General features: G+C 37.2%; 23 protein-coding genes and 1 other annotated feature. Of the genes, 4 read left to right on the top strand and 19 right to left on the bottom strand.

The genetic code is table 11. The features are described 5' to 3' along the window. Positions 1-75 precede the first annotated feature (75 nt). From minD to ACW2QC_RS10360, 9 genes are all read right to left on the bottom strand, one after another. Entirely contained in the window at positions 76-873 is a 798-nt protein-coding gene (minD, locus tag ACW2QC_RS10400; protein WP_457543899.1) for a septum site-determining protein MinD, read from the bottom strand. Continuing rightward, positions 866-1,552 carry a septum site-determining protein MinC gene (minC, locus tag ACW2QC_RS10395; protein ID WP_457543898.1) on the bottom strand — a complete coding sequence of 229 codons (687 nt, stop codon included), beginning with the start codon at positions 1,550-1,552 and terminating at the stop codon, positions 866-868. The genes minD and minC overlap by 8 nt, the downstream gene beginning before the upstream one ends. A gap of 71 nt (positions 1,553-1,623) precedes the next feature. Further along, complete coding sequence (mreD, locus tag ACW2QC_RS10390; RefSeq protein WP_457543897.1) at positions 1,624-2,151, bottom strand: rod shape-determining protein MreD; 528 nt, start codon at positions 2,149-2,151, stop codon at positions 1,624-1,626. Next, a complete protein-coding gene (gene mreC, locus ACW2QC_RS10385) occupies positions 2,151-3,029 on the bottom strand; it encodes a rod shape-determining protein MreC (protein WP_457543896.1) in 879 nt (292 codons plus the stop codon). Before mreC ends, mreD begins: the two co-directional genes overlap by 1 nt. 11 nt (positions 3,030-3,040) lie before the next feature. Next, on the bottom strand, positions 3,041-4,081 hold the full coding sequence (locus ACW2QC_RS10380) for a rod shape-determining protein (RefSeq protein WP_457543895.1): 1,041 nt from the start codon (positions 4,079-4,081) through the stop codon (positions 3,041-3,043). 592 nt (positions 4,082-4,673) lie between these two features. Beyond that, entirely contained in the window at positions 4,674-5,363 is a 690-nt protein-coding gene (gene radC, locus ACW2QC_RS10375) for a RadC family protein (RefSeq protein WP_457543894.1), read from the bottom strand. 271 nt (positions 5,364-5,634) lie between these two features. Further along, on the bottom strand, positions 5,635-6,537 hold the full coding sequence (locus ACW2QC_RS10370; RefSeq protein WP_457543893.1) for an SPOR domain-containing protein: 903 nt from the start codon (positions 6,535-6,537) through the stop codon (positions 5,635-5,637). Between the two features lie 140 nt (positions 6,538-6,677). After that, entirely contained in the window at positions 6,678-8,402 is a 1,725-nt protein-coding gene (locus ACW2QC_RS10365) for a diguanylate cyclase (protein ID WP_457543915.1), read from the bottom strand. Positions 8,403-8,512: 110 nt separating this feature from the next. Then, entirely contained in the window at positions 8,513-9,793 is a 1,281-nt protein-coding gene (locus tag ACW2QC_RS10360) for a bifunctional folylpolyglutamate synthase/dihydrofolate synthase (protein WP_457543892.1), read from the bottom strand. A gap of 84 nt (positions 9,794-9,877) precedes the next feature. Between ACW2QC_RS10360 and ACW2QC_RS10355 the strand changes: the two genes are divergently transcribed. Together ACW2QC_RS10355 and ACW2QC_RS10350 are read left to right on the top strand one after the other, a co-directional pair. Further along, positions 9,878-10,780, top strand: coding sequence for an ATP-grasp domain-containing protein (locus ACW2QC_RS10355; protein WP_457543891.1), 903 nt, complete (start codon positions 9,878-9,880; stop codon positions 10,778-10,780). 362 nt (positions 10,781-11,142) lie between these two features. Further along, positions 11,143-12,018: an ATP-grasp domain-containing protein gene (locus ACW2QC_RS10350; RefSeq protein WP_457543890.1), complete on the top strand. Its 876-nt coding sequence runs from the start codon at positions 11,143-11,145 to the stop codon at positions 12,016-12,018. Between the two features lie 20 nt (positions 12,019-12,038). Here the strand turns inward: ACW2QC_RS10350 and ACW2QC_RS10345 are convergent, their stop codons facing one another. Beyond that, positions 12,039-14,684: a valine--tRNA ligase gene (locus tag ACW2QC_RS10345; RefSeq protein WP_457543889.1), complete on the bottom strand. Its 2,646-nt coding sequence runs from the start codon at positions 14,682-14,684 to the stop codon at positions 12,039-12,041. Positions 14,685-14,726: 42 nt separating this feature from the next. Further along, positions 14,727-14,952, bottom strand: a binding site (T-box leader). A 132-nt stretch (positions 14,953-15,084) separates the two neighbouring features. On the opposite strand from ACW2QC_RS10345, the gene ACW2QC_RS10340 reads away from it, so the two are divergent. Next, positions 15,085-15,273 (top strand): hypothetical protein, encoded by a 189-nt coding sequence (locus tag ACW2QC_RS10340; protein WP_457543888.1) that lies wholly within the window; start codon positions 15,085-15,087, stop codon positions 15,271-15,273. On the opposite strand, the gene ACW2QC_RS10335 is transcribed toward ACW2QC_RS10340, so the two are convergent. From ACW2QC_RS10335 to hemA, 8 genes are all read right to left on the bottom strand, one after another. Beyond that, the gene (locus ACW2QC_RS10335) at positions 15,270-16,274 is read right to left on the bottom strand and encodes a hypothetical protein (protein ID WP_457543887.1); all 1,005 of its coding nucleotides are present in this window, start codon (positions 16,272-16,274) and stop codon (positions 15,270-15,272) included. The genes ACW2QC_RS10340 and ACW2QC_RS10335 overlap by 4 nt on opposite strands. Before the next feature lie 455 nt (positions 16,275-16,729). After that, positions 16,730-17,851 carry a stage VI sporulation protein D gene (spoVID, locus tag ACW2QC_RS10330; protein ID WP_457543886.1) on the bottom strand — a complete coding sequence of 374 codons (1,122 nt, stop codon included), beginning with the start codon at positions 17,849-17,851 and terminating at the stop codon, positions 16,730-16,732. Positions 17,852-17,970: 119 nt separating this feature from the next. Further along, positions 17,971-19,260: a glutamate-1-semialdehyde 2,1-aminomutase gene (gene hemL, locus ACW2QC_RS10325; protein WP_457543885.1), complete on the bottom strand. Its 1,290-nt coding sequence runs from the start codon at positions 19,258-19,260 to the stop codon at positions 17,971-17,973. A gap of 23 nt (positions 19,261-19,283) precedes the next feature. Continuing rightward, positions 19,284-20,264, bottom strand: a complete 981-nt coding sequence (hemB, locus tag ACW2QC_RS10320) for a porphobilinogen synthase (protein ID WP_457543914.1) — start codon at positions 20,262-20,264, stop codon at positions 19,284-19,286. Between the two features lie 6 nt (positions 20,265-20,270). Further along, on the bottom strand, positions 20,271-21,047 hold the full coding sequence (locus tag ACW2QC_RS10315) for a uroporphyrinogen-III synthase (protein WP_457543884.1): 777 nt from the start codon (positions 21,045-21,047) through the stop codon (positions 20,271-20,273). Continuing rightward, positions 21,047-21,976 (bottom strand): hydroxymethylbilane synthase, encoded by a 930-nt coding sequence (hemC, locus tag ACW2QC_RS10310; RefSeq protein ID WP_457543883.1) that lies wholly within the window; start codon positions 21,974-21,976, stop codon positions 21,047-21,049. The genes ACW2QC_RS10315 and hemC overlap by 1 nt, the downstream gene beginning before the upstream one ends. Before the next feature lie 25 nt (positions 21,977-22,001). After that, the gene (locus ACW2QC_RS10305) at positions 22,002-22,820 is read right to left on the bottom strand and encodes a cytochrome C assembly family protein (protein ID WP_457543882.1); all 819 of its coding nucleotides are present in this window, start codon (positions 22,818-22,820) and stop codon (positions 22,002-22,004) included. Between the two features lie 18 nt (positions 22,821-22,838). Next, positions 22,839-24,209, bottom strand: a complete 1,371-nt coding sequence (gene hemA, locus ACW2QC_RS10300; RefSeq protein ID WP_457543881.1) for a glutamyl-tRNA reductase — start codon at positions 24,207-24,209, stop codon at positions 22,839-22,841. Between the two features lie 236 nt (positions 24,210-24,445). Between hemA and ACW2QC_RS10295 the strand changes: the two genes are divergently transcribed. Continuing rightward, positions 24,446-24,928, top strand: a complete 483-nt coding sequence (locus tag ACW2QC_RS10295) for a LiaI-LiaF-like domain-containing protein (protein WP_457543880.1) — start codon at positions 24,446-24,448, stop codon at positions 24,926-24,928. A 34-nt stretch (positions 24,929-24,962) separates the two neighbouring features. Here the strand turns inward: ACW2QC_RS10295 and ACW2QC_RS10290 are convergent, their stop codons facing one another. Then, on the bottom strand, positions 24,963-25,703 hold the full coding sequence (locus ACW2QC_RS10290; RefSeq protein ID WP_457543879.1) for an amino acid ABC transporter ATP-binding protein: 741 nt from the start codon (positions 25,701-25,703) through the stop codon (positions 24,963-24,965). Positions 25,704-25,711 lie beyond the last annotated feature (8 nt).

The raw sequence follows: 25,711 nt of genomic DNA, 5'->3' as shown, positions 1-25,711 counted from the left end.
ATAGACAAGTTATGTTGAAAATAAAAAAGCAATGTTGATTTTAATCAATTCATTGCTTTTTAATATTATTAATCATTACGAACGTAAGCCAAAGAATTTCTTAACCTTTTGAAATATTCCTTTTTCATCTTCAAGGGATTGTAATGGAACGGTCTCCCCCAAAATCCTTCTTGCAATATTTCGATAGCTGATCGAAGCCTTTGAATTCGGATGAAAGGCGACCGGCTCACCTTTATTAGCGGCTTTGATTACCTCATCATCATCGATAACGATTCCAATTAAATCTATCGATAAAACTTGGATAATTTCATCAATATCTAGCATATCTCCATTTTTCATCATATGATTTCGAATGCGATTAATGATCAAACTTGGTGCTTCCATTTCTTCTTTTTCTAATAAACCAATAATTCGATCCGCATCTCTTACACTTGACTTTTCAGGGGTGGTGACAACAATTGCTTTATCAGCTCCCGCTATAGCATTTTGAAATCCTTGTTCAATCCCTGCCGGACAATCAATAATAATATAATCATAATCTTGTTTTAGCTCAGCAATAATCTTTTTCATATTTTCCATTGTCCCAATAGACTTATCGCTAGTCTGTGAAGCCGGTAATAAAGATAAATATTCAAAGCGTTTATCTTTTATCAATGCTTGTTTTAATTTACAGCGTTCTTCAATGACATCAACAATATCGTATATAATCCGGTTTTCTAACCCCATTACAACATCAAGGTTGCGCAAACCAATGTCAGTATCAATTAAACAAACTTTTTTTTCCATTAAAGCTAGAGCTGTACCAATGTTTGCGGTTGTTGTTGTTTTCCCAACCCCGCCTTTTCCGGAAGTAATTACGATTGCCTCACCCATTTAGCATTCTCCTTTCAAACCTACTTAAATCTTTCCGCTTATGTGAAAGAACCTGCAATCGGTCAATAATAATTTTATCTTTTTCTTCATCAATGAGACCACATTCCATATACAAACCATCAGATTCATAATCTGGAGCGCGACTGATATAATCAGCTATCCGGAGTTGGCTGGGCTTCATATAAGACGCAGCTATGATTGCATTTCGATCGCCGTCCGATCCTGCATGTGCAATACCTCGTAAGTTCCCCATAACATATATATTACCTGTTGAAACTACTTTTCCGCTTGGATTGACGTCACCAATTAATAGTAAATCACCTTTCACTTCCAGGACTTGTCCAGACCTTATTATTCTATTAATTGCTTTAACTTCACTTTCTTCCTTTAACATCAAGGCTTCTTCTTTTGGGATCACGTTTGATTCAATAGACTGAACAAAGAAATGACTATCCTTGCTAATTAACGATTGTAATCGCTCTGTTTGCTCCCTGTCCAAATAACGATTACCCAATTTTACGATCACTGATACCATTGGCTCTTCTTTGCTGGAATGATTTTCGATAAGTTTTTCGTTCAATTCGATGAACGCATCTTCAAATGAGCACGAATCGTCGATAAACAGTGTAAGTCCATCTCTTGTTCCTTTTATTGTTATCAATTGCTTCTTCTCACGCACGATATGCTCACCTCATTAATTGCTGTACCTTAAAATAAATTACTATTATTATTCATTTTTCATCGACAAAATCAACCATGTAACTGCGTTTCTTTCCATTTTATAAGAGGTCTCCTTACCAATGGATATAAAACTAGTAAAAACACCAAATTTGCTAAAAGGGTTGGCAGAAGTCGATATATTATATAATGTTGCCAGGCTATTTCGGTAATACCAATCACAGAGAAAATAATATAAATTGTAAAATCAGCCAACATTATACCAAAAATCCCCAGCAACATCGTTACATAAATATTTGCATGCAACAATTTTTTTAATCCTTGAACGATGTAAATGACAAAAGCGTATGTAAACATGTACACACCAAGAACGCCGGTATATACAATATCAATTAACAAACCAAACAGTATCCCATAAAACACGGAGGAATACGTATTTTCTTTATCATAGAATATTGAAACGTAAACTAAAAACACAAGTGCCCAGTGAGGAATAATTAAAAAATCACCTGTTACAAGACGGGTTGGCAATAATTCCAGTGCGACACCTTCCAAAATGACAACTAAGAAAAGAATCAGTGGTATAAATAATCGTTTCATTACTCTTTATCCTCCTGATCACTTTTATCCTCATTGTCGGTCAGGTTACGATCAACAACAATCACATGATTAATTTCATACATATTGGCTGCCGGTTTCACAAGAGCAGTACGGGTCAATCCATATTGATCTGGTACAACTTCTTTTACTTTCCCAATCAGTAAACCAGCTGGAAAAACACCGCCCATTCCAGATGAAACGACTAATTCACCTTTTTTCAAATCTTTATCTGACTCTTCAATGATCTTAAACAGTAGTGAATTACTCTCTTCATCGAATTCTTCAATTAAGCCAAATATGTCTTTCCCCTTCTCACGGGAAATTGTTGCGGATATACGATTGAATTGATCGAAACCAGTAAGTAATTGAACCGTTGAAGTGAACTGTGATGCTGTCTGTATTTTTCCAACCATCCCATCTGCAGTAATAACAGCCATGTTTGTTTCAACACCATCTTGTATCCCTTTATTAATCGTTACTTGATCAACCCAACGTTCAGGTGTTCGTGACATAACAGTCGCTTGAATAGGATCGAAATCTCGAATAGATTCTGTCTTATCTAATGTTTTTCGTAGTTCTTCATTTTCCTCTTTAATTTCTTGAACCTCATAAATAAGTCCTTTATATTGTGATAATTTTTCTTTTAACAACTGATTTTCCTTATACGTATCCTTGAGATCATCAATATTCGTAAATATGTTCGTTAAAACTTTAACCGGTGTGTGTATAACACTCTGCGCCCATCCAACGGAGTCTTTAATAAATTGTTCAGGTGTAGATAAATTCTCTCTATCCCGAAGTGAATAACCGATTAAAGCAACAAGAATAATGATGCCAATCAAGATAATAAATAATCGTTTTTTTCGAAAAGACGGCATAAAAACACAACCTATTCAATAGTAGGACGAGATGACACATTCGGATGGCTGCGGAAATGTTGAATGTATTCTAATGATTTACCCGTACCAATTGCTACACTATCAAGAGCATCTTCCGTTACAAATACAGGCATTTTTGTCTCATCACTTATGACTTGATCTAAATTCCGTAACAATGATCCTCCGCCAGTAAGGACAATACCACGATCCATAATATCAGCAGCGAGTTCTGGCGGTGTTTTTTCCAGTGTGCTTTTAACAGCATTTACAATTTCTTCGACCGTATCGGCTAATGAACCAGCAATTTCTTGAGCTGTAATGGTGATTGTCTTTGGCAAACCGGTTAACATGTCTCGTCCGCGAATATCCATTTCTTCGTTTTCTTGGACCTCACCAGCTGTTCCTACGTCCATTTTTATGGACTCAGCAGATCGCTCACCAATCATTAAATTATACGTTTTTCGGATATATTGAATAATGGATTCATCCATATTATCACCAGCGGTACGAATAGATTGGCTTGTGACAATCCCACCCAACGAAATAACAGCAACCTCGGTCGTGCCACCGCCAATGTCGACAATCATACTGCCAGTAGGCTCCCAGACAGGTAATCCCGAACCAATTGCTGCAGCAAATGGTTCGGCAATTGGAAAGGCATCTTTTGCACCTGCTTGTTTTGTAGCATCAATGACAGCTCGTTCTTCAACCATTGTAATACCTGATGGTACGCAAATCATCACGTTTGGCTTTTTAGCAAACATAGAGCGATTTCGCATTGCTTTTTTTATATAATATTTCATCATAACAGCTGTTATATCATAATCGGCAATCACCCCGTCCTTCATCGGGCGGATCACAGAAATATTTCCAGGTGTTCTGCCGATCATATTACGTGCTGAACTTCCCACCGCTTCTATATCACCTGTTTCAATGTTTTTTGCTACAACTGATGGTTCTCTTAAAACAACACCTTTACCTTTCACAAAAACAAGCGTGTTTGCTGTTCCCAAATCTATTCCTAAATCTTGTGAAAAACTGAATCGTCCCAAAAAAATCTCCCTTTCCAAACAAGCAATCATTAGTTGTATGTAGCTTCAACTATAGCGATTAATTTAGCGTTTTGCAATGTAGACTAACCTTTATTTTAACACGTAATAATCATGTTTAGTACATTTTTTTAATCATAATAAGCGCCAATTTCAACAACCAGATTGAAAAATGGCGCCTATTTGCCTAGTGTCTATCATATTATACGAAAAAAAATAAAAAATAGATAGTGTTATAGTAGTGAGTGTTCAAAGAGGAGGATAAAAAGGACCGCGTTGGCTAAGATCACAACGTCCTGTTGCAACGCCGACACTAGCACGTTCTGTGCGTCGAAAGTTCGAGGCAGCGTAGCTTTGAGTAGCGAAATGTATGCAATATTAATACATGAGCACCAAGGAAAGCTTCTTTGAGTTCGCTTCACACGAAGGAAAAGTGATTTTCTTTTCCAAGGAACGGAAAAGCAAGCCAACGATCTTCCACAGGACGTGGTGACTTCAACGTTCTACACTGGACGTGTCGGTACTTAGTTGAAGTTCCCCTTAACGATGTGTCATTTTTACCGGACTTTTTGAACATTCTCTTATAGGAATTCACCTACAAATAACCTTTTTCTTTTAATGATACAAATTTTCGATCTCCAATAACAATATGGTCTAAAAGCTCAATCCCGATCATTTTCCCTGATTCAACCAATCGTCTTGTTACATGAATATCTTCTTGGGAAGGACTGGGGTCTCCGGAAGGATGGTTATGTGCACAAATTATGGAAGCTGCTGAACGTTTGACCGCTTCCCGATACACTTCTCTGGGGTGTACAATAGAGGCATTAAGGCTGCCAATGAAAATGGTCTGCCTATGGATAATCTGATTCTTCGTGTTAAGGAAAAGAACAACAAAATGTTCCTGTTTTAACCCACGCATTTCTTCCATAATGTAATCTGCTCCATCTTCTGGTGAACGGATGACATACCTATCGCTCGGCTTATATTGATTCAATCTTTTTCCTATTTCAATTGCAGAAAGAAGCAAAACACCCTTGGCTGTACCAATACCTTTAATGGCAGTTAGTTCTTCTATCGTTGCATCCTTCAATAAATTCAATCCTTCAAAATGCATCAATAACCGCTGTGACAGTGCCATCACAGACTCTTCTCTTGTTCCACTGCCAAGTAAAATCGCAAACAATTCCTGATTGGATAGATGGCTTGCCCCAAGCTTTAATAAGCGTTCTCTTGGTCTATCTTCTTTCGGTACATCCTTAATCATAATCGATGAAGTTGTCATTATTTTTCCCCCTTATATTTAATAATCCCATATTAGCGACTATGAGGATTTTCAACAACTTGGTAAAATGGTGATTTCATGAGAGTTTAGGACGATAAAATCGGAATATCTACTAAGGAAAAATGGCATTTTGGAACATGTTTTACAGCAGGAAATACAAAAACAGGTATTTGCTAAAAGTACGTGTTCTAAAAGTCAGCAAATCAAAGATAAGGTTGACTAAGTTTATCATTTGGTGATTTTTCTGAATATACCTGTTTTCGTAACTATATTAATTTAACACTAGCATTTCAAATTGACGCCATTGCTCTATGAGGAAAATTTGTTCATTCGCCGCACTTGTCTCCGCAAATTTTTTATAGGAATCACTTAATTGCTCAACGAACGGTGACAATTTTTCTGCCTGTTTAGGATAACCATCGAGCAACTTTTGCCATGCTTCTGCCGATACAGTTTCGTGAGCACTTATGGCTTTTAATGATTCATGCCACAAATCCGTAAATGACAAAATCCATTCATTTCCTGATTGGGTAAACTGTTTTTCCGTCTCCTTCGTATTCCATTCTTTCACATAAATATCAAAATCAGCGAAATTTGCTTTTAGTGAGTCCGCTTGTTCCTCCGTTTCAGCAATACCTGCTAATAAAAAGAATTGATCATCTCTTTGCCAAATGGTAGTTGGAAACCCTGCTTTCTGGTATTTTTTAGACCATTTTGATGCGTTTGCTTCGGTTGAAAAAACCCCTGCCTGTAACACAAAAGCATGGATTGGGTCTAACGTAGCACTTGATAAAGTTTGCTCTGAATTCTGTTTATTTTTATCCGTATTTGAAGTTGTTGTATATCCTATTTCACTATTACCCCCGTCACCCTTTCCATCAAACATATTCAACATAATAATCCCTAAGCAAATGCCAATGACAACAGCAGAAACTGCTGCGACAATAATCGGCTTGACGTTTTGCAACCTCTTTATTTTTGCAGCGTATTTTCTATCATTTTCATCAATGGAATGGTTTCTATCGAATGTCGGAATTCGTTCGTTTTTATCTGATTCTTCCAACGTGGAGGCGTGCTCATCGTGAATCATACCGTTTTTCTTCATGTCATCGTTCCTGCTTGTTTTAGTCTTTTTACCGTTCATCCGTATGATTGGTGGCTTTTTTTCAGTCATTTACTCCCCTCACTTTAGCTACTTTTTTTTACTCTAGCATAGGTCTATTAAAAAGTAAGGCGAGTCTTGTCGGTTTTGTTAAAAAATGTTCAACATAAATTTACAAAACACACAGAAAGACTAGGGTAATAGGTTTCTGCCTACAATGTTTGCAATTCTTCATAAACAGCTACTTTATTCCGGCCCTTCCGCTTGGCTCCAATATACATTGCTCGATCAGCGTGACGAATTAACTCATTGTGTGATTTACAATGTAGTGGATATGTAGAGACACCGAGACTCGATGTAATTGATACTTCAGTACTATTATTATGGTCTAAAATATGCTCTCTAAGAACAAATGGGATCGAAGCAATATTGACACGTAATGATTCGGCAAGTTGGATCGCTTGCGTTAAATCAGTTGCCGGAAGAAAAACGACAAACTCCTCCCCTCCGTAACGTGCTATTATTGCGTGCTCATCAAACAAACCAGTTAATCGAGTTGCAATTTGACAAAGTATTTCATTTCCTGATTCATGACCATACTTGTCATTTATTGTTTTAAAGTGATCAATATCCAAAATGATTAGAGAAGCTATTTCACTTTGATCTATGGGTAGTACTTGATAATAATGATCCATTTGATTCTCTAAATACCGATAATTATAGAGGCCCGTTAAGCTATCTCGTTCACTTTTTGACTTGGTTTCTTCATAGTTTTTAGCATTTTCAATCGCCACTCCCAAATAGTTTGTTAGGATGTCCAAAATTCGGAAATGATATTTTTCAAATGCCTTTTTCTGTTTTGAAACAAGCGTTACGACACCAATCACGTCATTGTCATATTCCACAGGTAATGACAAAACACTTTCCATATCTAATGGTATTTTTTCATTGTTAATCGTTGACCATTCTTTTGCATTGCCAAATGTAATTGGTCTTTTTATTGACCAAACCTTTCCACTAAACGCTTCATCTCGTTCTAATCGTTCGTAATCAGTAGCTATTTTCACTTTTTTATTGCCGTCATACAACCTTTCTAACTTCAAATATTCATTATTATTTGTTACATAAATATACGCATAGTCTACCTGTATTAAATTACCTAATTCTTGTATAAATACATCGTAAACTTCTTCTATCTCTAGTCGTTTTGTTAATTGATGACCAATTTGCCCTGTTCGCTCTAAATACCTGTTAATTTGCTGATAGGAATAAAGAAGTCTTAAGATAACGGAAATACTAATAATAGGGGTCCCCATATAAAAAATCGCTGCCCTGCCAATCTCCGTATACAGCACAGCTAAAACTAACCCCACGGGTATAACGAGTAATGAAGATGTAAGCTCCCATACCAACCCTTTATCAAAGAACCTCATTTTATGATTAAATAAAAATCGGCGAAACAATTTAATAATGGATTGGTTAACGATAAAAGTCGAAATGGCATATCCAAATACAGCTATGATATCTGTACTATCACGATAGTCAAATGCTAGGTGATCTCCACCGAGCAACCAAAATACTGCCGCGGATATCACGGAAACAGCCAAAAACATAATCATATTTAATGGAATACGATAGAGGTCTTTTTTACCTACTTTCAACACTAATAAAACTGCTATTTGCGTTAGAATAACTTCTACAAACAGTCCGAATGACAGAAATACGACAATACTAATCCCATTCACGAAAAATACGGGTTGGTTGTTGATTATTATGGGGAACAAAGAAACAACACACATAAAAATTCCAAATAAAATTATGTCTGTCAGATGACCTTCCACATTTAAAAAATAATATTCATGTGACAGCCATAATACCAACGGCCATAGTATAAGGCAAAAAAACCAGAGCATAATCGCATTTTTTCTTGTCACCATATTCACCACGCATCTCCTATCAAAGACAGACAGATAATCCATCTTTTATTTTCTAGGTATATGTACTTATTAAATAGAAAATTTCTGATAATAAAAATATATCATAATGCCTAGTTTTTTACAAAATATTTCCTAACCGACGAAATAAAATGTAATGATCCAGTAATAAAATAGCAGGCATTTGCAGGTTTCTTGCTTATATCAGCAACCGCATCATGCCAGTCCCTGTTTATTAATTTATTTTTAAATGAAACAGAATGATATAAATCCTCTGCAGATTCAGCCCTAGGATGGTCAAATGTCGTTAATGTAATTTGTGTGAAATGCACACTCAACTGCTCTAACATCAAATCCAATTCTTTATCTTTGAAACCCGCAAAAATCAAATACCTTTCTTTGTCTGCGTATTTTTGTAATACAGTTTGAATAAATGATTGAATTCCTGCTGTATTATGCGCACCATCAATAATGATCGTAGGGTTATGGTGTATCAACTCAAATCTACCAGGCATTTGTGATTGATGAATTCCAGCGAGGGCCCTGTCCCAGTTAATCGAATAACCTTCACCCTCTACTAATACCAATGCCATTATTGCTAAGGATGCATTTATTTGTTGGTGATTGCCATTCATTTTTAACGATACATTCATTTTGTGTGTTGTGTTGATCCATTTGAAACGTTGTCCATCGGCTGATTGTTCTATAGGGTTCATCTTAAATTCTCTGGCAAATTGATAGAACGGTGCATGATGTGTCATAGCCTCATACTTCATAACTGCTAATGCCTCCTGGACCATTTCACCAACAATAACAGGTATATCTTTTTTTATAATTCCTGCTTTATGATGGGCAATCTCTTTTATTGTGTCTCCCAAAAAAGCAATATGATCCCTCGCTACATTTGTTATAATAGATAACATGGGAGTAAAACAATTTGTTGTATCTTGCAAGCCTCCCATCCCTGTTTCAATTAAGGCAAAGTCAACTCGATCAACAAAGTAAATAAATGCAAGTGCCGTGATAATTTCAAATTCAGTAGGATGATTATTTGCCTTATCCAGCTCTTGTATGGCAGGATACATTTCCTCAACTAGAGAAATAAACGTTTTTTCCGGAATTGCCTGATCATCTACTAAAACATGTCCGGTTAATCCATCAAGGCTTGGAGATGTAAAAACGCCAACACGGTAACCATTAAATCTTAACGCATCCTTTAAATAATTAATGGTTGAACCTTTCCCATTAGTCCCAGCAACATGAATCGCATTCAGCTTGTTTTGTGGATTGTCGAGTAATTGTAACAAACGCTTCATTCTATCAAGACCTGGCTTTATACCGAACTTTTTCCTGTTCGCAAAAAAATCTTGTACTTGCTGAAAATTTTCAAACATATGTACACCGCTTTTCTGATAAATTATTAAATAGTATATTAAGTATATCAAAAACAATCGAATGTATAGAAAGGAAAATAATTGTTGAACAGAAACGGATGGATCATCTATAACGGGCAATTGGCTGGAACTAAATTTCTTGATTTCGCCAAGTGGCTACAAAGTGCAGCGATAAAACAAGGGATCGAAACGGTGATATACAAAAATAATGAACTTTTTTCCTATTTAGGAGACAATAAACTTACCATTATCGGCGAACAGTTGCTACCCGACTTTGTTATTTTCACCGATAAAGACATTTATTTAGCTAAACAATTAGAATTACTAGGTATTCCAGTTTTTAATTGCGCCAAAACAATTGAAATAAGCGACAACAAAATTGCAACGTACCAAGTTTTGGCGCAACACCATCTGCCGATACCGAAAACAATTGTAGCCCCAAAGCGATTTTCAGGTTCAAGTAATTTGGAGTTGGACATTTACCAACAGGTAATCGATGAATTCGGATTTCCAATGATTCTCAAAGAAGCTTACGGGTCTTTTGGTGAACAAGTTTATTTAGTGCATACACAAGCAGAAATGGTTGCTAAAATAGAACAAATAAACGATAAGCCATTTGTCTTCCAGGAATTGATTACTACAAGTTATGGCAAGGATATGCGTCTACACGTAGTTGGCGATGAAGTTGTTGCGGCAATGACTCGATATGCATCTGATGATTTTAGAGCGAATGTAACAGCAGGTGGTACCATGAAAGCTTATCAACCATCTGAACGGGAAAAGGAAATTGCTGTAGCTGCAACAAAAGCGATAGGTGCCGATTTTGCGGGAGTTGATTTATTATTTGGACCAAATAATAATCCAATCATTTGCGAAATCAACTCTAATGCGCATATCCGTAATATGTATAACTGCACAAACATAGATGTCGCTGATTATATCATCAGTTATATCAAGAATATTTTTTATAGAAGCAAGGTCGACTAAGTTCGTCACGTCAATAGCCAACGCCGACACTAGCACGTCCTCGAAAAAGAAACACACTTTTTCTTCGTGCGATGTATCGCTGTCGTAGCCTTCCTTGTCCTGTGCGTCAAAGGTCGAAGCGGAGTAGTCTTGAGGACCGGAATGTAGGCAAAATCTACATGAGGACCGGACTTGCACAGGACGTGCTGACTTCTGCGTTGGCTATTGACGTGAGCGGGTTTAGTAGAAGTTCCTTTGCCGCCAACGAAGAGATTCGCCGCTTATCATTTGGTGACTTTTTGAACAACCTCTAGAAGTTCGACAACTAACTTAATTCCTGGGAGATTGAATCTTTCCTTAAAAAGAAGCGAGGCTGGTTAATCGTGGAACAGAATGGATGGCTAGTATATAGCAAAACAGATGCAGAACTAAATAGTAACTATATTAATTGGTTTTTAGAAGAAGCACACTTGCAAGGGATACATCTCGAACTAATATTACGCGAGCATCTTACAATTGGGATATTCCAAAATCAACGGGTGATACGCTATAATAATAAACCAGTGCAGTTGCCAGAATTTGCGGTGATTCGTACAATTGACCAACTATTACGTTTGCATTTGGAAGCCTGCGGTATTACTGTATGCAACTCTTCTCATACAGCCAGGATCTGTAATAATAAAGCATTAACACATCACCATGTCAACAACCTTAATATCCCTATGGTAGATACGATATTTAACAAAAAACATACGTTGTCAACAAATCCTCCTGCTCCCTTCCCTTTTATCTTGAAAGAAACGGGCGGAAGGGGTGGAAAACAAGTATATTATATTCGTAATATACAAGATTGGAAAACTGGTCTAGCCTCCCTTTCTACAGAAGAAGTAATCATCCAATCCTGTGATGTATCTCTTGGTAAAGATGTACGTGTATTTGTTGTTGGCAGTGAAATTGTTGGTGCTGTACTACGGGAGAATGACAATGATTTTCGTGCAAATTATAAACTAGGCGGCTCGGCAAAATGGTATGTGCTAACGTCACAAGAAATAGCGATGATCAATAAAATCATTCAATCTTTTGATTTTGATATGGTTGGGATTGATTTTTTAATCGACAAAGATGGAAAACTATTATTTAATGAAATTGAAGATGTAGTTGGATCAAGAACGCTTAGCGCCGTCAGTGATATTAATATATTGGAAATATACATAAAACACATAAAGACCAAACTAACACAAAAGCGGAATTCCCTTTAATAGGGGAATTCCGCTTTTACTTATCCTTTTAATTCTGTTAATCGTGCTTTAACTTTCGCCTGCTTTTCCAGGTAATCTTGTTCTTTTTGTTTTTCTTCATCTACAACAGCTTGTGGCGCCTTGCTAACAAACCCTTCGTTCGCCAGTTTTTTCTGCACTCGTTCGACTTCCTTATTCCATTTTTCCAGTTCACTTTCCAACCGCTTGATTTCTTTGTCAAAATCAATTAAGCCTTCAAGCGGTAAAAATAATTCTGCGCCGGTAACGACAGCCGACATTGCTTTTTCCGGAACATCCACATTAAGAGCAATCTGAAGTTCACTCGGATTACAAAAACGTTCTAAATAATCACGTTCGCTTTCCAGTTCCTGTAATACAGCTTTATCCTCTGTTTGAATCAATAGACTGATCTGCTTTGACATTGGCGTATTTACTTCCGCTCGAATGTTTCGTACCGCTTTAATAATCGACACAAGTCGTTTCATCTCATCAGAAGCCTTTTCATCGTGTAATTCAGGATGGAATTCAGGCCATTTTGCGATTGTAATTGATGCTCCTTGATGTGGTAGTGCCTGCCAAATCTCTTCGGTAATGAATGGCATATATGGATGTAGCATACGCATTGTGTTATCTAACACATACGCCAGAACAGATCTTGTCGTTTGCTTTTTCGTTTCATCATCCCCATATAACGGAATCTTGGCCATTTCAATATACCAATCACATAATTCATCCCAGATAAAATTATACAATTGGCGTCCCGCTTCACCAAATTCATACTTATTCGTATTCCTTGTTACTTGTTCAATCGTTTCATTCAATCTCGTTAAAATCCATTTATCAGCTAGTGATTTCTCACCCGTTAAATCAATGTCTTCATAGGAAAAACCTTCCATATTCATTAATGAAAAGCGGGATGCATTCCACACCTTATTGGCGAAGTTCCAAGTTGATTCTACTTTATCCCAATGGAAACGCAAATCCTGGCCTGGTGATGAGCCTGTCAATAAGAAATATCTTAATGAATCAGCTCCATACTTTTCAATGACATCCATTGGATCCACACCATTGCCGAGTGATTTACTCATTTTTCTTCCTTCAGCATCACGAATTAAACCGTGGATCAGTACATCTTTAAATGGTCGTTTGCCAGTAAATTCTTTCGACTGAAAAATCATTCGTGCGACCCAGAAGAAAATAATATCATAGCCAGTCACAAGTGCATTTGTTGGGAAATGACGGTCGAAGTCTTCTGCCTTTGTATCTGGCCATCCCATCGTGGAAAAGGGCCATAATGCAGATGAAAACCATGTATCCAGCACATCTTCATCCTGCTCCCAATTCTCTGCATCTGCTGGTGCTTCTTTGCCAACATAAAGCTCGCCAGTTTCTTTATGGTACCAAGCCGGAATGCGGTGCCCCCACCATAATTGACGGGAAATACACCAATCACGGATATTTTCCATCCAATGTAAATAAGTCCGTTCGAAACGCTCTGGCACAAAATTAACTTTCTCATCACTTTGTTGTAAATCAATTGCTGCATCTGCTAAAGGCTGCATATTTACAAACCATTGCGTGGACAAATATGGTTCGATAACTGCTCCACTTCGCTCGGAATGACCAACTTGATGTGTATGGTCTTCAATTTTAAATAGAACACCTGATTCTTGAAGATCTGCCACAATTTGTTTGCGGCAATCAAAGCGATCTAGTCCTTCGTATTTACCCGCATTTTCATTCATTGTCCCATCTTCATGCATCACAAGAATTCGTTTTAAGTTATGCCTGTTACCAACTTCAAAGTCATTCGGATCATGGGCTGGTGTGATTTTAACGGCACCCGAACCAAATTCCATATCTACATACTCATCAGCAACAATTTCAATTTCGCGACCAACAATTGGCAGAATTACTTTACGGCCAATCAAATGCTTGTAACGATCGTCTTTTGGATGTACTGCGATTGCAGTATCACCAAGCATCGTTTCCGGACGCGTAGTAGCAATCTCAATAAATTCGCCGCTATCTTTTAACGGATAACGCAAATGATAAAAATGCCCTTGCAACTCCTGATAAATAACTTCAATATCGGAGAGTGCTGTTTTTGTTTGCGGATCCCAATTAATAATATATTCGCCGCGATAAATTAGTCCCTTTTCATAAAGGGTAACAAAAACTTCACGAACTGCCTTTGATAGTCCATCATCCATCGTAAATCGTTCCCGAGAATAATCAAGACCAAGACCTAACTTCTCCCATTGCTTTCGGATGAAATCGGCATATTCTTCTTTCCAATCCCATACTGTATCCAGAAACTTTTCACGGCCTAAATCATAACGGCTTTTCCCTTGTTCTCTCAATTTCGCTTCAACTTTAGCCTGTGTTGCAATTCCTGCATGGTCCATTCCAGGTAGCCATAATACATCATAACCTTGCATTCGTTTCATCCGTGAAATCGTATCCTGCATAGTTGTATCCCACGCATGACCAAGGTGTAGTTTTCCCGTTACATTTGGCGGTGGAATAACAATTGTATATGGATCCTTATTTTCATCACCTGTTGCTTCAAAAAACTTACCATCAACCCAAAATTGATAACGTCCCTTCTCAATCTCCTGTGGATTATATTTTGAAGGTAAGGACGATTTTGGTTTTTCACTCATATATAGCCCTCCTTTTGTCAACAAAAAAATCCTTTCCATCCAATAAAGGACGAAAAGGATATATTTCCGTGGTACCACCTTTGTTTACAAGCCGTTTTACACTCGTACACTCATGCTTGATAACGGACAAGATCCGGCTTTTTCTAATTCCTTCAAAAAAGCTGCATCAAGGGCGACCTTCCAAATAATCTATCCTAGGAAATTCTCAGCTCATGATTTCCCTCTCTTTAGGTGATTCATCTGTACTCTTCCCTATCATCGCATTTCGTTTCATTATAACTTATTTTAGCGATATTGGTTAAAAAAATCAACAATTAATATACGTATTGCACAAAACAGCTTGATTTATTCATATCATATTAAAAAGATACTAAAAAGTGATAAGAAGAAGGTGAGTAAATTGGCTCGTTATTATCGCTATCGGCTCCCACCATGGGTAAGAAATTGTCTTTATGTCGTTGAAAAATGTACCCTTCCAATCTTAATTTTTCAATTAATTCGTACTTTATTTTTCCCAACAACATTAGACGTGTTTTTATTAGGATTACTTGTCGGGCTATTTATTGCTTTTTATTTAGAATGGATTTAACTTTCCGATTCATCAATGGACTCGGTAACTGTGTCAGAATACGCTGTCCATTTTACTGCAAATGATAGCTGTCGATGGTAATGCTGCAATTGTATTACCTGGTCAACCATGGAATATTCAGCCATGTTCTCGACATATTGATTAACAACTGTTATGTATTTACTAGGGTCTAATAAATAAATGGAAAGCAAACATAATTCAGTCTCTGTTAATTTATTTTCTTCCAGGTAAGCATAAAATATATCAACGAGACTTTCAGCCGGATTATCGTAATATTTAGTCACATTATGGAATAATTCGGCCAAATCAACAGCAGCATTATTAAAATGTGCTTTCTCCCAATTTATGAAGTGGATGTGATGGTCATAGATAATATGGGAAAAGTCAAGCTGACCATGGCATAAAGAATAATACCAAACAGATTGGCTTTGTAAATCGTATACAAATTGCTCGATTCGATTTATTAATTCGTCAAAAACAAACTCAAGGTCACGATATTGGGTACAAACCAACAATTCAACAGGTGACATGTAGCGATTCTTTTCAAACTGTTCCACATATTGTAATAATGCTGCCCTATTTTTCCTAAGTTGTACCTGATATCTTTCAAATCTTTTCATGACCTTTTCACTATCCATAGCTAAAGACTGTCTTGTTTTAGCATGAATCATTCCAATACTATGGTACATCCGTTTAATTTGTTGCTCGAGTTCGATTGGATTGGACGAAAGCCATGGTGTCAGATAATAGAACGTACCATTGATATTTTCGTGTAATTTTCCTTGTTCTGTTAAATAGACAGGTAAAATACTTGGCATGTTTTGTTGATATGATTGGTGATAGACATTTTCCCAGTTATCAATAGTTTCACTAGTTAATTTACTTTTTTTCAAGGCATAGGAATGGTGGGAATCTGATATTTTCAATAGATTATCTGTTTGATACTCCATTGTTACTGCATTTATCCGATACGATGCTAACACTTTTCTAATATTATCCATTTCTTATCGTTCCACCTTTTGACAAACTAGATACCCCTTGATACAAGAAAAGCGCAAGCGCCCGATTAGCAACGTACAAACTGAAGTACTCTGGGACTGTATTTCATTCGTCCCACCGAAAACCGTTTGCACTCCGTTCGCCCCACCAAAAAGACTCGCAATGAGATAAAGGAAACATGCCACTAAAAAAGGGGTATGCCGATGCTGGGCGCAAAGCCCGCTCTTAGTCGGCCTTCCTTTAAAACTTTGCCGCTGTTGACTTATCGTAGTGGTGGAATGTGAAGTTTGGGGCTGCGATTACTCGCCCCATCGAAACCATTTGCTAGCTGCTGGGCGCTGAAACTGGACATGGCCTACTTTGATGTGAGCATAATAGCGCCTCGAATTTTACACTTTCTTATACTTGAACAAAAGCGCAAGGGGTACAACGATTATAGGTAGTAAATTGACATCTATTATTCTTTGTTTTTCTTAACAGGGATATATAATAATTGACCTTCCGATAATGTATCATCAGCTAATCGATTTTGTTTTGCCAATTGAAGTGCCGAAAGCTTATAACGATCAGCAATTGTTTCAAGCGTGTCATTTTCCTGAACAATACACATCCGCATTCTCGAGAAATGTTCTTCATCATCTCTAAACATGTCAGATAAATAACCAACATCTTTTACTAATTCGTCTTGATTATCACGATTTTCTTGATTATCACTGCTTTCTAGCTGATCACTAGATTTATCGCTATCATGTCTTTCTTGATTTTGGCCGCTATTTAACTGAATTTTAGATTCTTCACTTTCACGGCTTTCATATAGATCCGGTGAATCCACATCATCATTAACATTCGGTGATGCTTGATACGAATCAGCAGTTGAACTTTCCACATATGGAGAATCAGACTCTTGTTCAGGATCTTTTTTGAAAAATTCAGCGAAACTCTGTGATTTCTTATTTTTCCAGCGATCGGGTGAATCTGTCTCAACCAATCCGTCCGATAATGTTGGTGTGTTAGAGTAGTCAACTGATTCTAGCTTCGTTGGCATATCCAAATCTTCACTCTCTTTGATATCAAATTCGAACGTTTGGTCAGTTTCTAGCTGGTAATCTGTCTCCTCAATTTCATCTCTCGGACTTTCTTCCTGCTCACTAATCCCATGAATTGCAATTGTCGAGGTAAATTTAAGTTGATTAGAATCAGGTAATTCATAATCGAACGAATCGATACTGACTGTCACCTCATCCAAATCACCTACTCGATATGTCGGAACGGATATCTCAACAGGAAATCGATGTGAAAATTCCGTTTCCCCGTCTTCTGTATCCATTACCCGTTCAACATATCGTCTTGCATGATAATCATCTAATTCATCCACATTATCAGCTTGTTCATCCGCATCCGCTTTCACATATTCACCACGAAGCTCAATTACTCCTCTAATCGAAATGTACTCATGAAAAGCTTGGATTGAAATTTCCGGATCCAAAGCTATCCCCATTATCTCGCTAACTTCCTGTCCTCTTTCAAAATAGAGGGATTCGTTTAATTCAAAACTAAATACAGCTTGATCATTTGACAAGTGATTTCCTCCCTTCAACATATATAGCCAATCTACTTATATGCCTTATTTAACTATATGAAAACAAACAAAATATATGCTAAATAAAAAAGCTACCCAATAATGGATAGCTAACTAACCTACTTTTCAATTTTTGCAAACGCATTTCGAACCGCTTGAATCGTTTTATCAATATCTTCATCCGTATGTGCAGTCGAAAGGAATAGTCCTTCGAATTGAGAAGGTGGTAAAAAGATGCCTTCTTCAATCATCGCCCGATAATACTGCGCAAAGTAGTCCAAGTTAGACAGTCTTGCCGTATCATAATTAATAACCGGCTCATTCGTGAAAAAGACACCAACCATGGAACCAGCACGGTTAATATGGAGTGGAATAGCAAAATCAATTGCTGCCTGTTTGTAACCTTCAACTAAGCGATCTATTTTTTGATTTAATAATTCATAGGAATTTTCATCCATTGCGCTTAATGTCTCATACCCTGCAGTCATTGCCAACGGATTTCCTGATAAGGTTCCTGCCTGATAGATGGTTCCAGTTGGTGCAATGCTCTCCATAATTTCCCTTTTTCCGCCAAATGCACCAACCGGCAGACCTCCACCAATAACCTTTCCTAAACAAGTCAAATCTGGTGTCACACCAAAATAACCCTGTGCACAATTATAACCAACACGGAATCCCGTCATTACCTCGTCAAAAATCAGCAATGTACCGTTATCCTCTGTAATCTTTCTAAGATTTTGCAAAAAGTTCTCTTGTGGTGGGACAACACCCATATTTCCTGAGACAGGCTCAACAATAACGGCGGCAATTTCCTCACCATAATTAGCGAATGCCAAACGGAGACTTTCCTCATCATTGTATGGTACCGTAATTGTATTTTTGGCAATTGATTCTGGAACACCAGGAGAATCAGGCAAACCTAATGTCGCAACACCTGACCCAGCCTTAATAAGCAGTGAGTCACCATGGCCATGATAACAGCCTTCAAATTTCAAAATTTTATCCCGTCCTGTGTATCCTCTTGCTAACCGTAAAGCACTCATTGTTGCTTCTGTTCCTGAATTCACCATACGGACAAGTTCAATCGATGGTACACGCTCTACCACAAGTTGTGCTAATTTATTTTCCATCAATGTTGGTGCACCGAAGCTTGTTCCTTTTTCAGCCGTTTCCTTCAACCTATTAACAACCCGATCATCAGCATGTCCTAAGATAAGAGGTCCCCAACTTAATACATAATCAATGTACTCATTGCCGTCAATATCTGTTAGTTTCGAACCCTTTCCATGATCCATAAAAATAGGCGACATCCCAACTGATTTAAATGCCCGTACTGGTGAATTCACACCACCTGGCATAAGGTCTACTGCTTCCTTGTATGCATCCACTGATTTATCGAAACGTTTCACTTTTCATCACCTCGTATGATTATTTACTCATTCAACCATTTTGCTACATCTTTGGAAAAATACGTGATAATTAATTCTGCTCCAGCACGTTTCATTGCTGTTAATTTTTCCATCACTAGCTCACGTTCATTAATCCAACCATTTTGCGCAGCAGCTTTCACCATCGCATATTCACCACTAACATTGTAAGCAACAATCGGTGCATTAAAATTGTTACGAACATCGCGAACAATATCAAGGTAGGACATTGCTGGTTTAACAATCAAAAAGTCTGCGCCTTCATCCATATCTGATTCTGCTTCACGTAATGCTTCTAAACGATTGGCAGGATCCATTTGATAGGTTTTGCGATCGCCAAACTGTGGTGTACTATTTGCCGCATCACGGAATGGACCATAGAATGCTGATGCATATTTAACCGCGTAAGACATAATTGGTATATTTATGAATCCAGCTTCATCTAAAGCTTGACGAATTGCAACTACAAAGCCATCCATCATATTGGATGGTGCAATAATATCTGCACCAGCTTCAGCCTGTGATACGGCCGTCTTTGCCAATAATTTAAGTGATTCATCATTATCAACGTCCCCATCGTGAATTACACCACAATGACCGTGAGAGGTGAATTCGCATAAGCATGTATCGGCGATAACAAGCATTTCGGGTGTTTTACTTTTTATTTCACGAGTAGCCTTTTGCACAATACCATGGTCGTGAAATGCTCCTGTCCCTACTTCATCTTTCTCATTTGGTACACCAAAAAGAATAACTGCTTTTATCCCAAGTGCTTGTAATTCATTCATTTCTTCTTCTAAGTAGTCAAGGGAAATATGATAAACACCAGGCATTGATGGTACTTCATTCTTCACCCTTTCACCTTCAACAACAAATAGAGGATAAATTAAATCTTCTTTGTTTACTTGATTCTCCCTTACTAATGAACGCATCGCTTTTGATGAACGTAAGCGACGATGGCGTTTAAAGTTCAATGTATCTGTCATCTTCATCTATCCTTCCTGAACGATGTAATTACTAATACTTTCTAGCATTCCTTCGATTGTAAAATGCATTGGAATTAATGTATTTACAAATCCTGATACTTCAGCCTTTTGTTGTGTGGTTGTCCCAATACAAACACATGGCAGTCTCTTTATTTTTTCTACATGTTTCAAGTTCATTTCCATAAATGCTTCCACTGTCGACGGACTTGTAAACGTAATAAAATCAATGCTCTGTTCTGAAAGCAAGCTTTGCAATTTCGATCTAATTGCCACATTATACGTGGTTTCATATACTTCTATTGTATCAAAGGTAATATTGTTTCTATGAAAGGTATCAGGCAACACGTCACGTGATCGGTTTCCCCTAACTAGTAAAACCGTTTTGTCGGCCGTAAATCTAGCTAAAAACTCTTCCGCCATTACTTCTGCATTATACGTGGAAGGAATAAAGTCAGCTTCATAACCAAATTCTTTAAGTGCAACTTCTGTTTTATGACCAACAGCAGCCAACATACTTGTTGCCAGCTGTTTATCGGAGATATTATTTTCTTTCATAATTTGAAAAAAACAACGTACACCATTTGCGCTCGTGAAAAATATCCATTGATACGAATGCAATTTTTTTAATATCGCTCGATTTCCTACTGCATCCTTACACGTAATTTTCAAAAGTGGTGCCTCAACTGGTTTTCCACCATGTCGTATAATCATTTCAGAAAATTCCTTAGCCTGATTTTTCTCTCGGGTTATCAGGATGCTTTTACCGTGTAAAGCACAGTTCATTACTCGTCAAGCTCCTCTTTCACTTCATCGACGATATCTTTTGCTCCACGTTTAATCAGTTTTTCAGATGCTTCTCTACCGACTGCAACAGGATCTGTTCCTCGAACAACTTCTTTTAATACAGTTTTGCCATTTGATGTGGCAACTAAAGCAGTTAAAACAATCTCATTGCCTTCTAAATAGGCATAACCGGCGATTGGAATTTGACAGCCACCTTCTAATAAGTGCAAGAATGTTCGCTCTGCTGTAACGGTTTTGGTTGTGTATGCATCGTTTAGTTCATTCAACAGTGCATTAACTTCTTGGTCGTCTTCACGGCATTCAATCGCTAAAGCCCCCTGTCCTACAGCTGGAACACAAACTTCTGGATCTAAAAACTCAGTGACAAGGTCTTCGCTCCAGCCCATCCGTTTCAGACCAGCTGTTGCTAAAATAATGGCATCATAGTCCTCTTCTTCAAGCTTACGTAATCTTGTTTCAATATTTCCTCTTACCGATTTGATCGAAACGTCTGGACGCACTGCCAAAATTTGGGCAGCTCGACGTAAACTACTTGTCCCGACAATCGCTCCTTCAGGCAAATCAGTCAGGGCTTTGTGATCTTTTGCAATATAAGCGTCTCGATGGTCTTCACGCTCAGGAATGGAACCGATGGTAAGTCCCTCTGGTATAATAGCGGGCATATCTTTCATACTATGAACAGCAAAATCAATCTCTTTATCATACATTGCTTGTTCAATTTCCTTAACAAAAAGTCCTTTACCACCGACTTTTGACAATGTCACATCAAGAATTCGGTCACCTCTAGTTACAATTTTCTTTATTTCAAATTCATTTTTTATTCCTTTTTTCTTTAATTGGTCAATAACCCATTCCGTTTGCGTTACTGCCAGATTACTTTTTCTAGTTCCAACAACAATTTTGCGCATTTGACAACCAACCTCCTTAAGTAAGTTAGATATGAAAATTTGATAAAAAGTTAAATAAAAAGAAGTTTATTAATAAAATTAAAAATGCAGCCGTATTGTATACAGAAATTGACTTCCCTTGATACCCTTTCATGATCCTCAGAAATAAATACACGATGTAGACTCCTAATACAAACAGTGAGCCAATCGTTTTTAAATCGAACCAATAAAATTCAGCATTGGCAACTTCTGCCCACACAAAACCTAGTATAATAGCGATTAAAAGTAAGGGTACACCTAGTGTAATTGCCATAAAAGAATAGGTATCAAGTCGTTTTAAATCACCAAATCGCCACATCCATTTAAAGCCTTTTTTCTGTTTTAAAAATCGATATTGCACGATATACATGATGGACAGAAGAAACGAGATAGTAAAGAATCCGTATGACACAATGGCAAGCGTTATATGGGTGATTAGCAGTTCATTAACTATCTCTATTCCACGTTGTTGCGTTCCTTCTTGTACTTTAGTTGATAAATAGAATAATAAAATAAAAAAGCCAAAAACATTAGTAAAAAACACGATAAAGTGTATCGAAAATAATTTATTTATAATTAGCGAGAACGTTACAAGCACCCACGAATAAAAGAATAAACTATCATAAATTGTAAAGACAGGAAAAGCCGCTTCAAAAAATACTTCACTTAACAAAAAAACGGTTTGTATAACCCAAACCATACTAAGTAACCAGAAGGCAATTTGGTTTACCCTCCGGTTATGTTGTATAAAGTCAATAAAGTATCCAATCAAACTTAAACCATAAATGATAAGTATGATCTCATAAAGCCATTTTGATTCAGTCATAAGTGGAATCCTTTCATCTTACTGCGCATTCAACGTTTTTAAATTTGGAAAGGATACATTTTCATTTTTGTTTTGTTCTACTTTACTATTTTTTTTTGCCTGTTTTTCAATCTCAGCCTTCACGTCATTTTCTATTCCAAAAATACTCATGAATAACGCCAATGATTCATCCGCTTTTTCTTTTGCCGCCATTTCTTTTGCTTGTGTAACAGGATCTTTTAACAATTGATTAACAATACTTTTTGTATGTTTATTTAATACTTTTCTCTCACGAGCCGTTAAATTTGGCATTTTCCGTTCGATACTTTTCATTGTCTCTGATTGAATAGCTAATGCCTTTTTTCGTAGTGCCGATATGACAGGAACTACTCCCAACGTCTGTAACCAATCATTAAATGTCACAATTTCCGCTTCCAGCATTACTTCAATTGCTTCTGCTTCCGTTCTACGTGATGCCAAATTTTCATCTACAATATGTTGCAGATCATCAATATCATATAAGAAAACACTATCTAATTCACCTAACCGTGAATCTAGATCTCTCGGAACAGCAATATCAACAAGAAATAACGGACTACCTTTACGTTTTTTCTGAATTGGTTCTAGATCCTCTTTTGTCAATACAACAGAATCCGATCCAGTTGAACTGATTAAGATGTCAGCATCCTTCATGACTTCCAACAGGTGATCCGATTGTTCTGCTTTTGCCTGAAATTTTTCAGCCAAATGCTCAGCCTTTTCAAGTGTTCGGTTGATCACCGTTATTTTGGTTGCCCCTGAACCATGAAGATTTTCAGCTGCTAATTCACCCATTTTGCCCGCACCGAGAATGACAACATGCTTATTTTGTAAATCACCGAAGATTTTCTTAGCTAATTCTACTGCCGCATAACTGACAGAAACTGCCTGTTCGCCAATTGCAGTTTCTTTATGTGACCGTTTAGCAAACGTGATCGCCTGTTTAAATAACTCATTAAAAATGGTTCCTGTTGTTTGTATCTCTTGTGCAGTTAAGAATGCCTGTTTTACTTGCCCAAGGATTTGAGTTTCTCCAAGTACCATGGAATCAAGACCAGATGCTACACGAAATAGATGCTCAATCGCACCATCACTTTCCGCAATTCGCAAATAGGAAGAAAACTCCTCCTTATCAACTTGAAACCATTCCTCTAAAAAATGTTTAATATAGTAGCGTCCTGTATGAACTTGATCAACGACCGCATAAATTTCCGTACGGTTACATGTTGAAACAATAACATTTTCCAAAATACTTTTCTGATCTTTTAACCGTAACATGGCACGACCAATTTCTTGTTCAGGAAATTGTAGTTTTTCCCTAATTTCAACTGGGGCTGACTTATAATTAAATCCAACCTTGATGATATGCACTTTATTACCCCCACAAAACATAAAAGGATATTCAAACATAATCGTTTGCATACACTTTTCTAATCTAAATCTTATTATAACATGAAAAACCCATCATATTTTTTAAAAATGTGAACAGATTTTGAAACAATATGATAGGATAAAACGTATATTCATTTAACTCGTTTGTACTTTATCATACCTAACATGACGAAGCAAGAAATCAATCTGTTTACATTCCGGAAAGGAAGCAAATTATGAAAAAACAAAATTCATTTGCCGGTTACTTATTAATTGGCCTTGGAGCATTTTTCTTATTGCGCGAATTAAAATTGCCAATTGTAACTGATTTTTATTCATGGACAACACTCTTAATTATTATTGGTTTTGCATTGCTTATACATAGCTATAGTTCCAAAGATTATCAAAACTTATTCACTGGAACAATTATTTTAGGGCTTGGTATCCATTTCCATGGCGTCAATCATTATACTTTTTGGATCGATCATTGGGCTGTGTATCCGCTTATTGTGGGAATTGCTTTTATCGTTCGTTATTTACGAACAAAAAAAGGATTGCTACCAGGTGTCATTTTAGTAGCGATCTCGTTATTACTGATCTTCTCTATACGACTACCTGTCTGGTTTGATTGGATCTATACCATTGTCGACTTTATCGAAAGATTTTGGCCAATTGTTATTATCATTATTGGAATTTACTTTTTAAAGAAAAGAAAATAACGAGGCAGTCCTTAAATGGACCGCCTCGTTATTATTATAAGATGGAACTTAGAAATGCTTGTGTTCGCTCTTCTGTTGGATTATCGAATAATTCACTAGGTGGCCCGTATTCTACTATCCTACCGTCATGCATGTAAATAACCCAATCTCCTACTTCACGAGCGAACCCCATTTCATGTGTAACAACGACCATTGTCATCCCTTCTACGGCAAGCTCCTTCATTGTGGAGAGTACTTCCCCGACCAATTCTGGATCAAGTGCAGATGTTGGTTCATCAAAAAGCATAACTTCCGGTTTCATTGCCAATGCGCGGGCTATTGCTACACGTTGTTTTTGACCACCTGACAATGTCGAAGGATACACATTATATTTATCACCAAGACCAACCTTATCCAACAACTTTTTACCTTCTTCTATCGCTTGCTCTCGTTCAACCCCTTTCACTTGTGTTGGTGCCTCGATAACGTTGCCAAGTACAGTTTTATGGGGAAACAGGTTAAAATGTTGAAACACCATGCCAACCCGTTCGCGAACCTTATTTAAATCGTGTGTATTTTTTTCAATTTGTTCGCCTTCGATACTTATTTTTCCGCTATTTTTCATTTCTAAAAAGTTTAGACATCTTAGTAATGTACTTTTACCTGATCCGCTTGCACCAATCAACACAACGACATCGCTTTCTTTAACTGATAGATCAATATCTTTTAGTACATGCAGATCACCGAATGATTTATTCAACTTTTCCACTTTTATCATCTCTTGTTTTTCACACATACCGACCC

This window comes from Virgibacillus sp. FSP13 (genome assembly GCF_054048505.1).
This window is presented reverse-complemented; position numbering and strand designations above follow the sequence as displayed.

Bases quoted from the DNA above. Each gene is read 5' to 3' on its own strand.
- hemC (WP_457543883.1), bottom strand. From the start codon at position 21,976: ATGCGCAAAATTGTTGTTGGAACTAGAAAAAGTAATCTGGCAGTAACG.
- mreD (WP_457543897.1), bottom strand. From the start codon at position 2,151: ATGAAACGATTATTTATACCACTGATTCTTTTCTTAGTTGTCATTTTG.
- ACW2QC_RS10335 (WP_457543887.1), bottom strand. From the start codon at position 16,274: ATGGATAATATTAGAAAAGTGTTAGCATCGTATCGGATAAATGCAGTA.
- radC (WP_457543894.1), bottom strand. From the start codon at position 5,363: ATGACAACTTCATCGATTATGATTAAGGATGTACCGAAAGAAGATAGA.
- hemB (WP_457543914.1), bottom strand. From the start codon at position 20,264: ATGACAGATACATTGAACTTTAAACGCCATCGTCGCTTACGTTCATCA.
- ACW2QC_RS10370 (WP_457543893.1), bottom strand. From the start codon at position 6,537: ATGACTGAAAAAAAGCCACCAATCATACGGATGAACGGTAAAAAGACT.
- mreC (WP_457543896.1), bottom strand. From the start codon at position 3,029: ATGCCGTCTTTTCGAAAAAAACGATTATTTATTATCTTGATTGGCATC.
- ACW2QC_RS10315 (WP_457543884.1), bottom strand. From the start codon at position 21,047: ATGAACTGTGCTTTACACGGTAAAAGCATCCTGATAACCCGAGAGAAA.
- ACW2QC_RS10290 (WP_457543879.1), bottom strand. From the start codon at position 25,703: ATGTGTGAAAAACAAGAGATGATAAAAGTGGAAAAGTTGAATAAATCA.
- ACW2QC_RS10295 (WP_457543880.1), top strand. From the start codon at position 24,446: ATGAAAAAACAAAATTCATTTGCCGGTTACTTATTAATTGGCCTTGGA.
- ACW2QC_RS10360 (WP_457543892.1), bottom strand. From the start codon at position 9,793: ATGTTTGAAAATTTTCAGCAAGTACAAGATTTTTTTGCGAACAGGAAA.
- minD (WP_457543899.1), bottom strand. From the start codon at position 873: ATGGGTGAGGCAATCGTAATTACTTCCGGAAAAGGCGGGGTTGGGAAA.
- ACW2QC_RS10345 (WP_457543889.1), bottom strand. From the start codon at position 14,684: ATGAGTGAAAAACCAAAATCGTCCTTACCTTCAAAATATAATCCACAG.
- ACW2QC_RS10365 (WP_457543915.1), bottom strand. From the start codon at position 8,402: ATGGTGACAAGAAAAAATGCGATTATGCTCTGGTTTTTTTGCCTTATA.
- ACW2QC_RS10305 (WP_457543882.1), bottom strand. From the start codon at position 22,820: ATGACTGAATCAAAATGGCTTTATGAGATCATACTTATCATTTATGGT.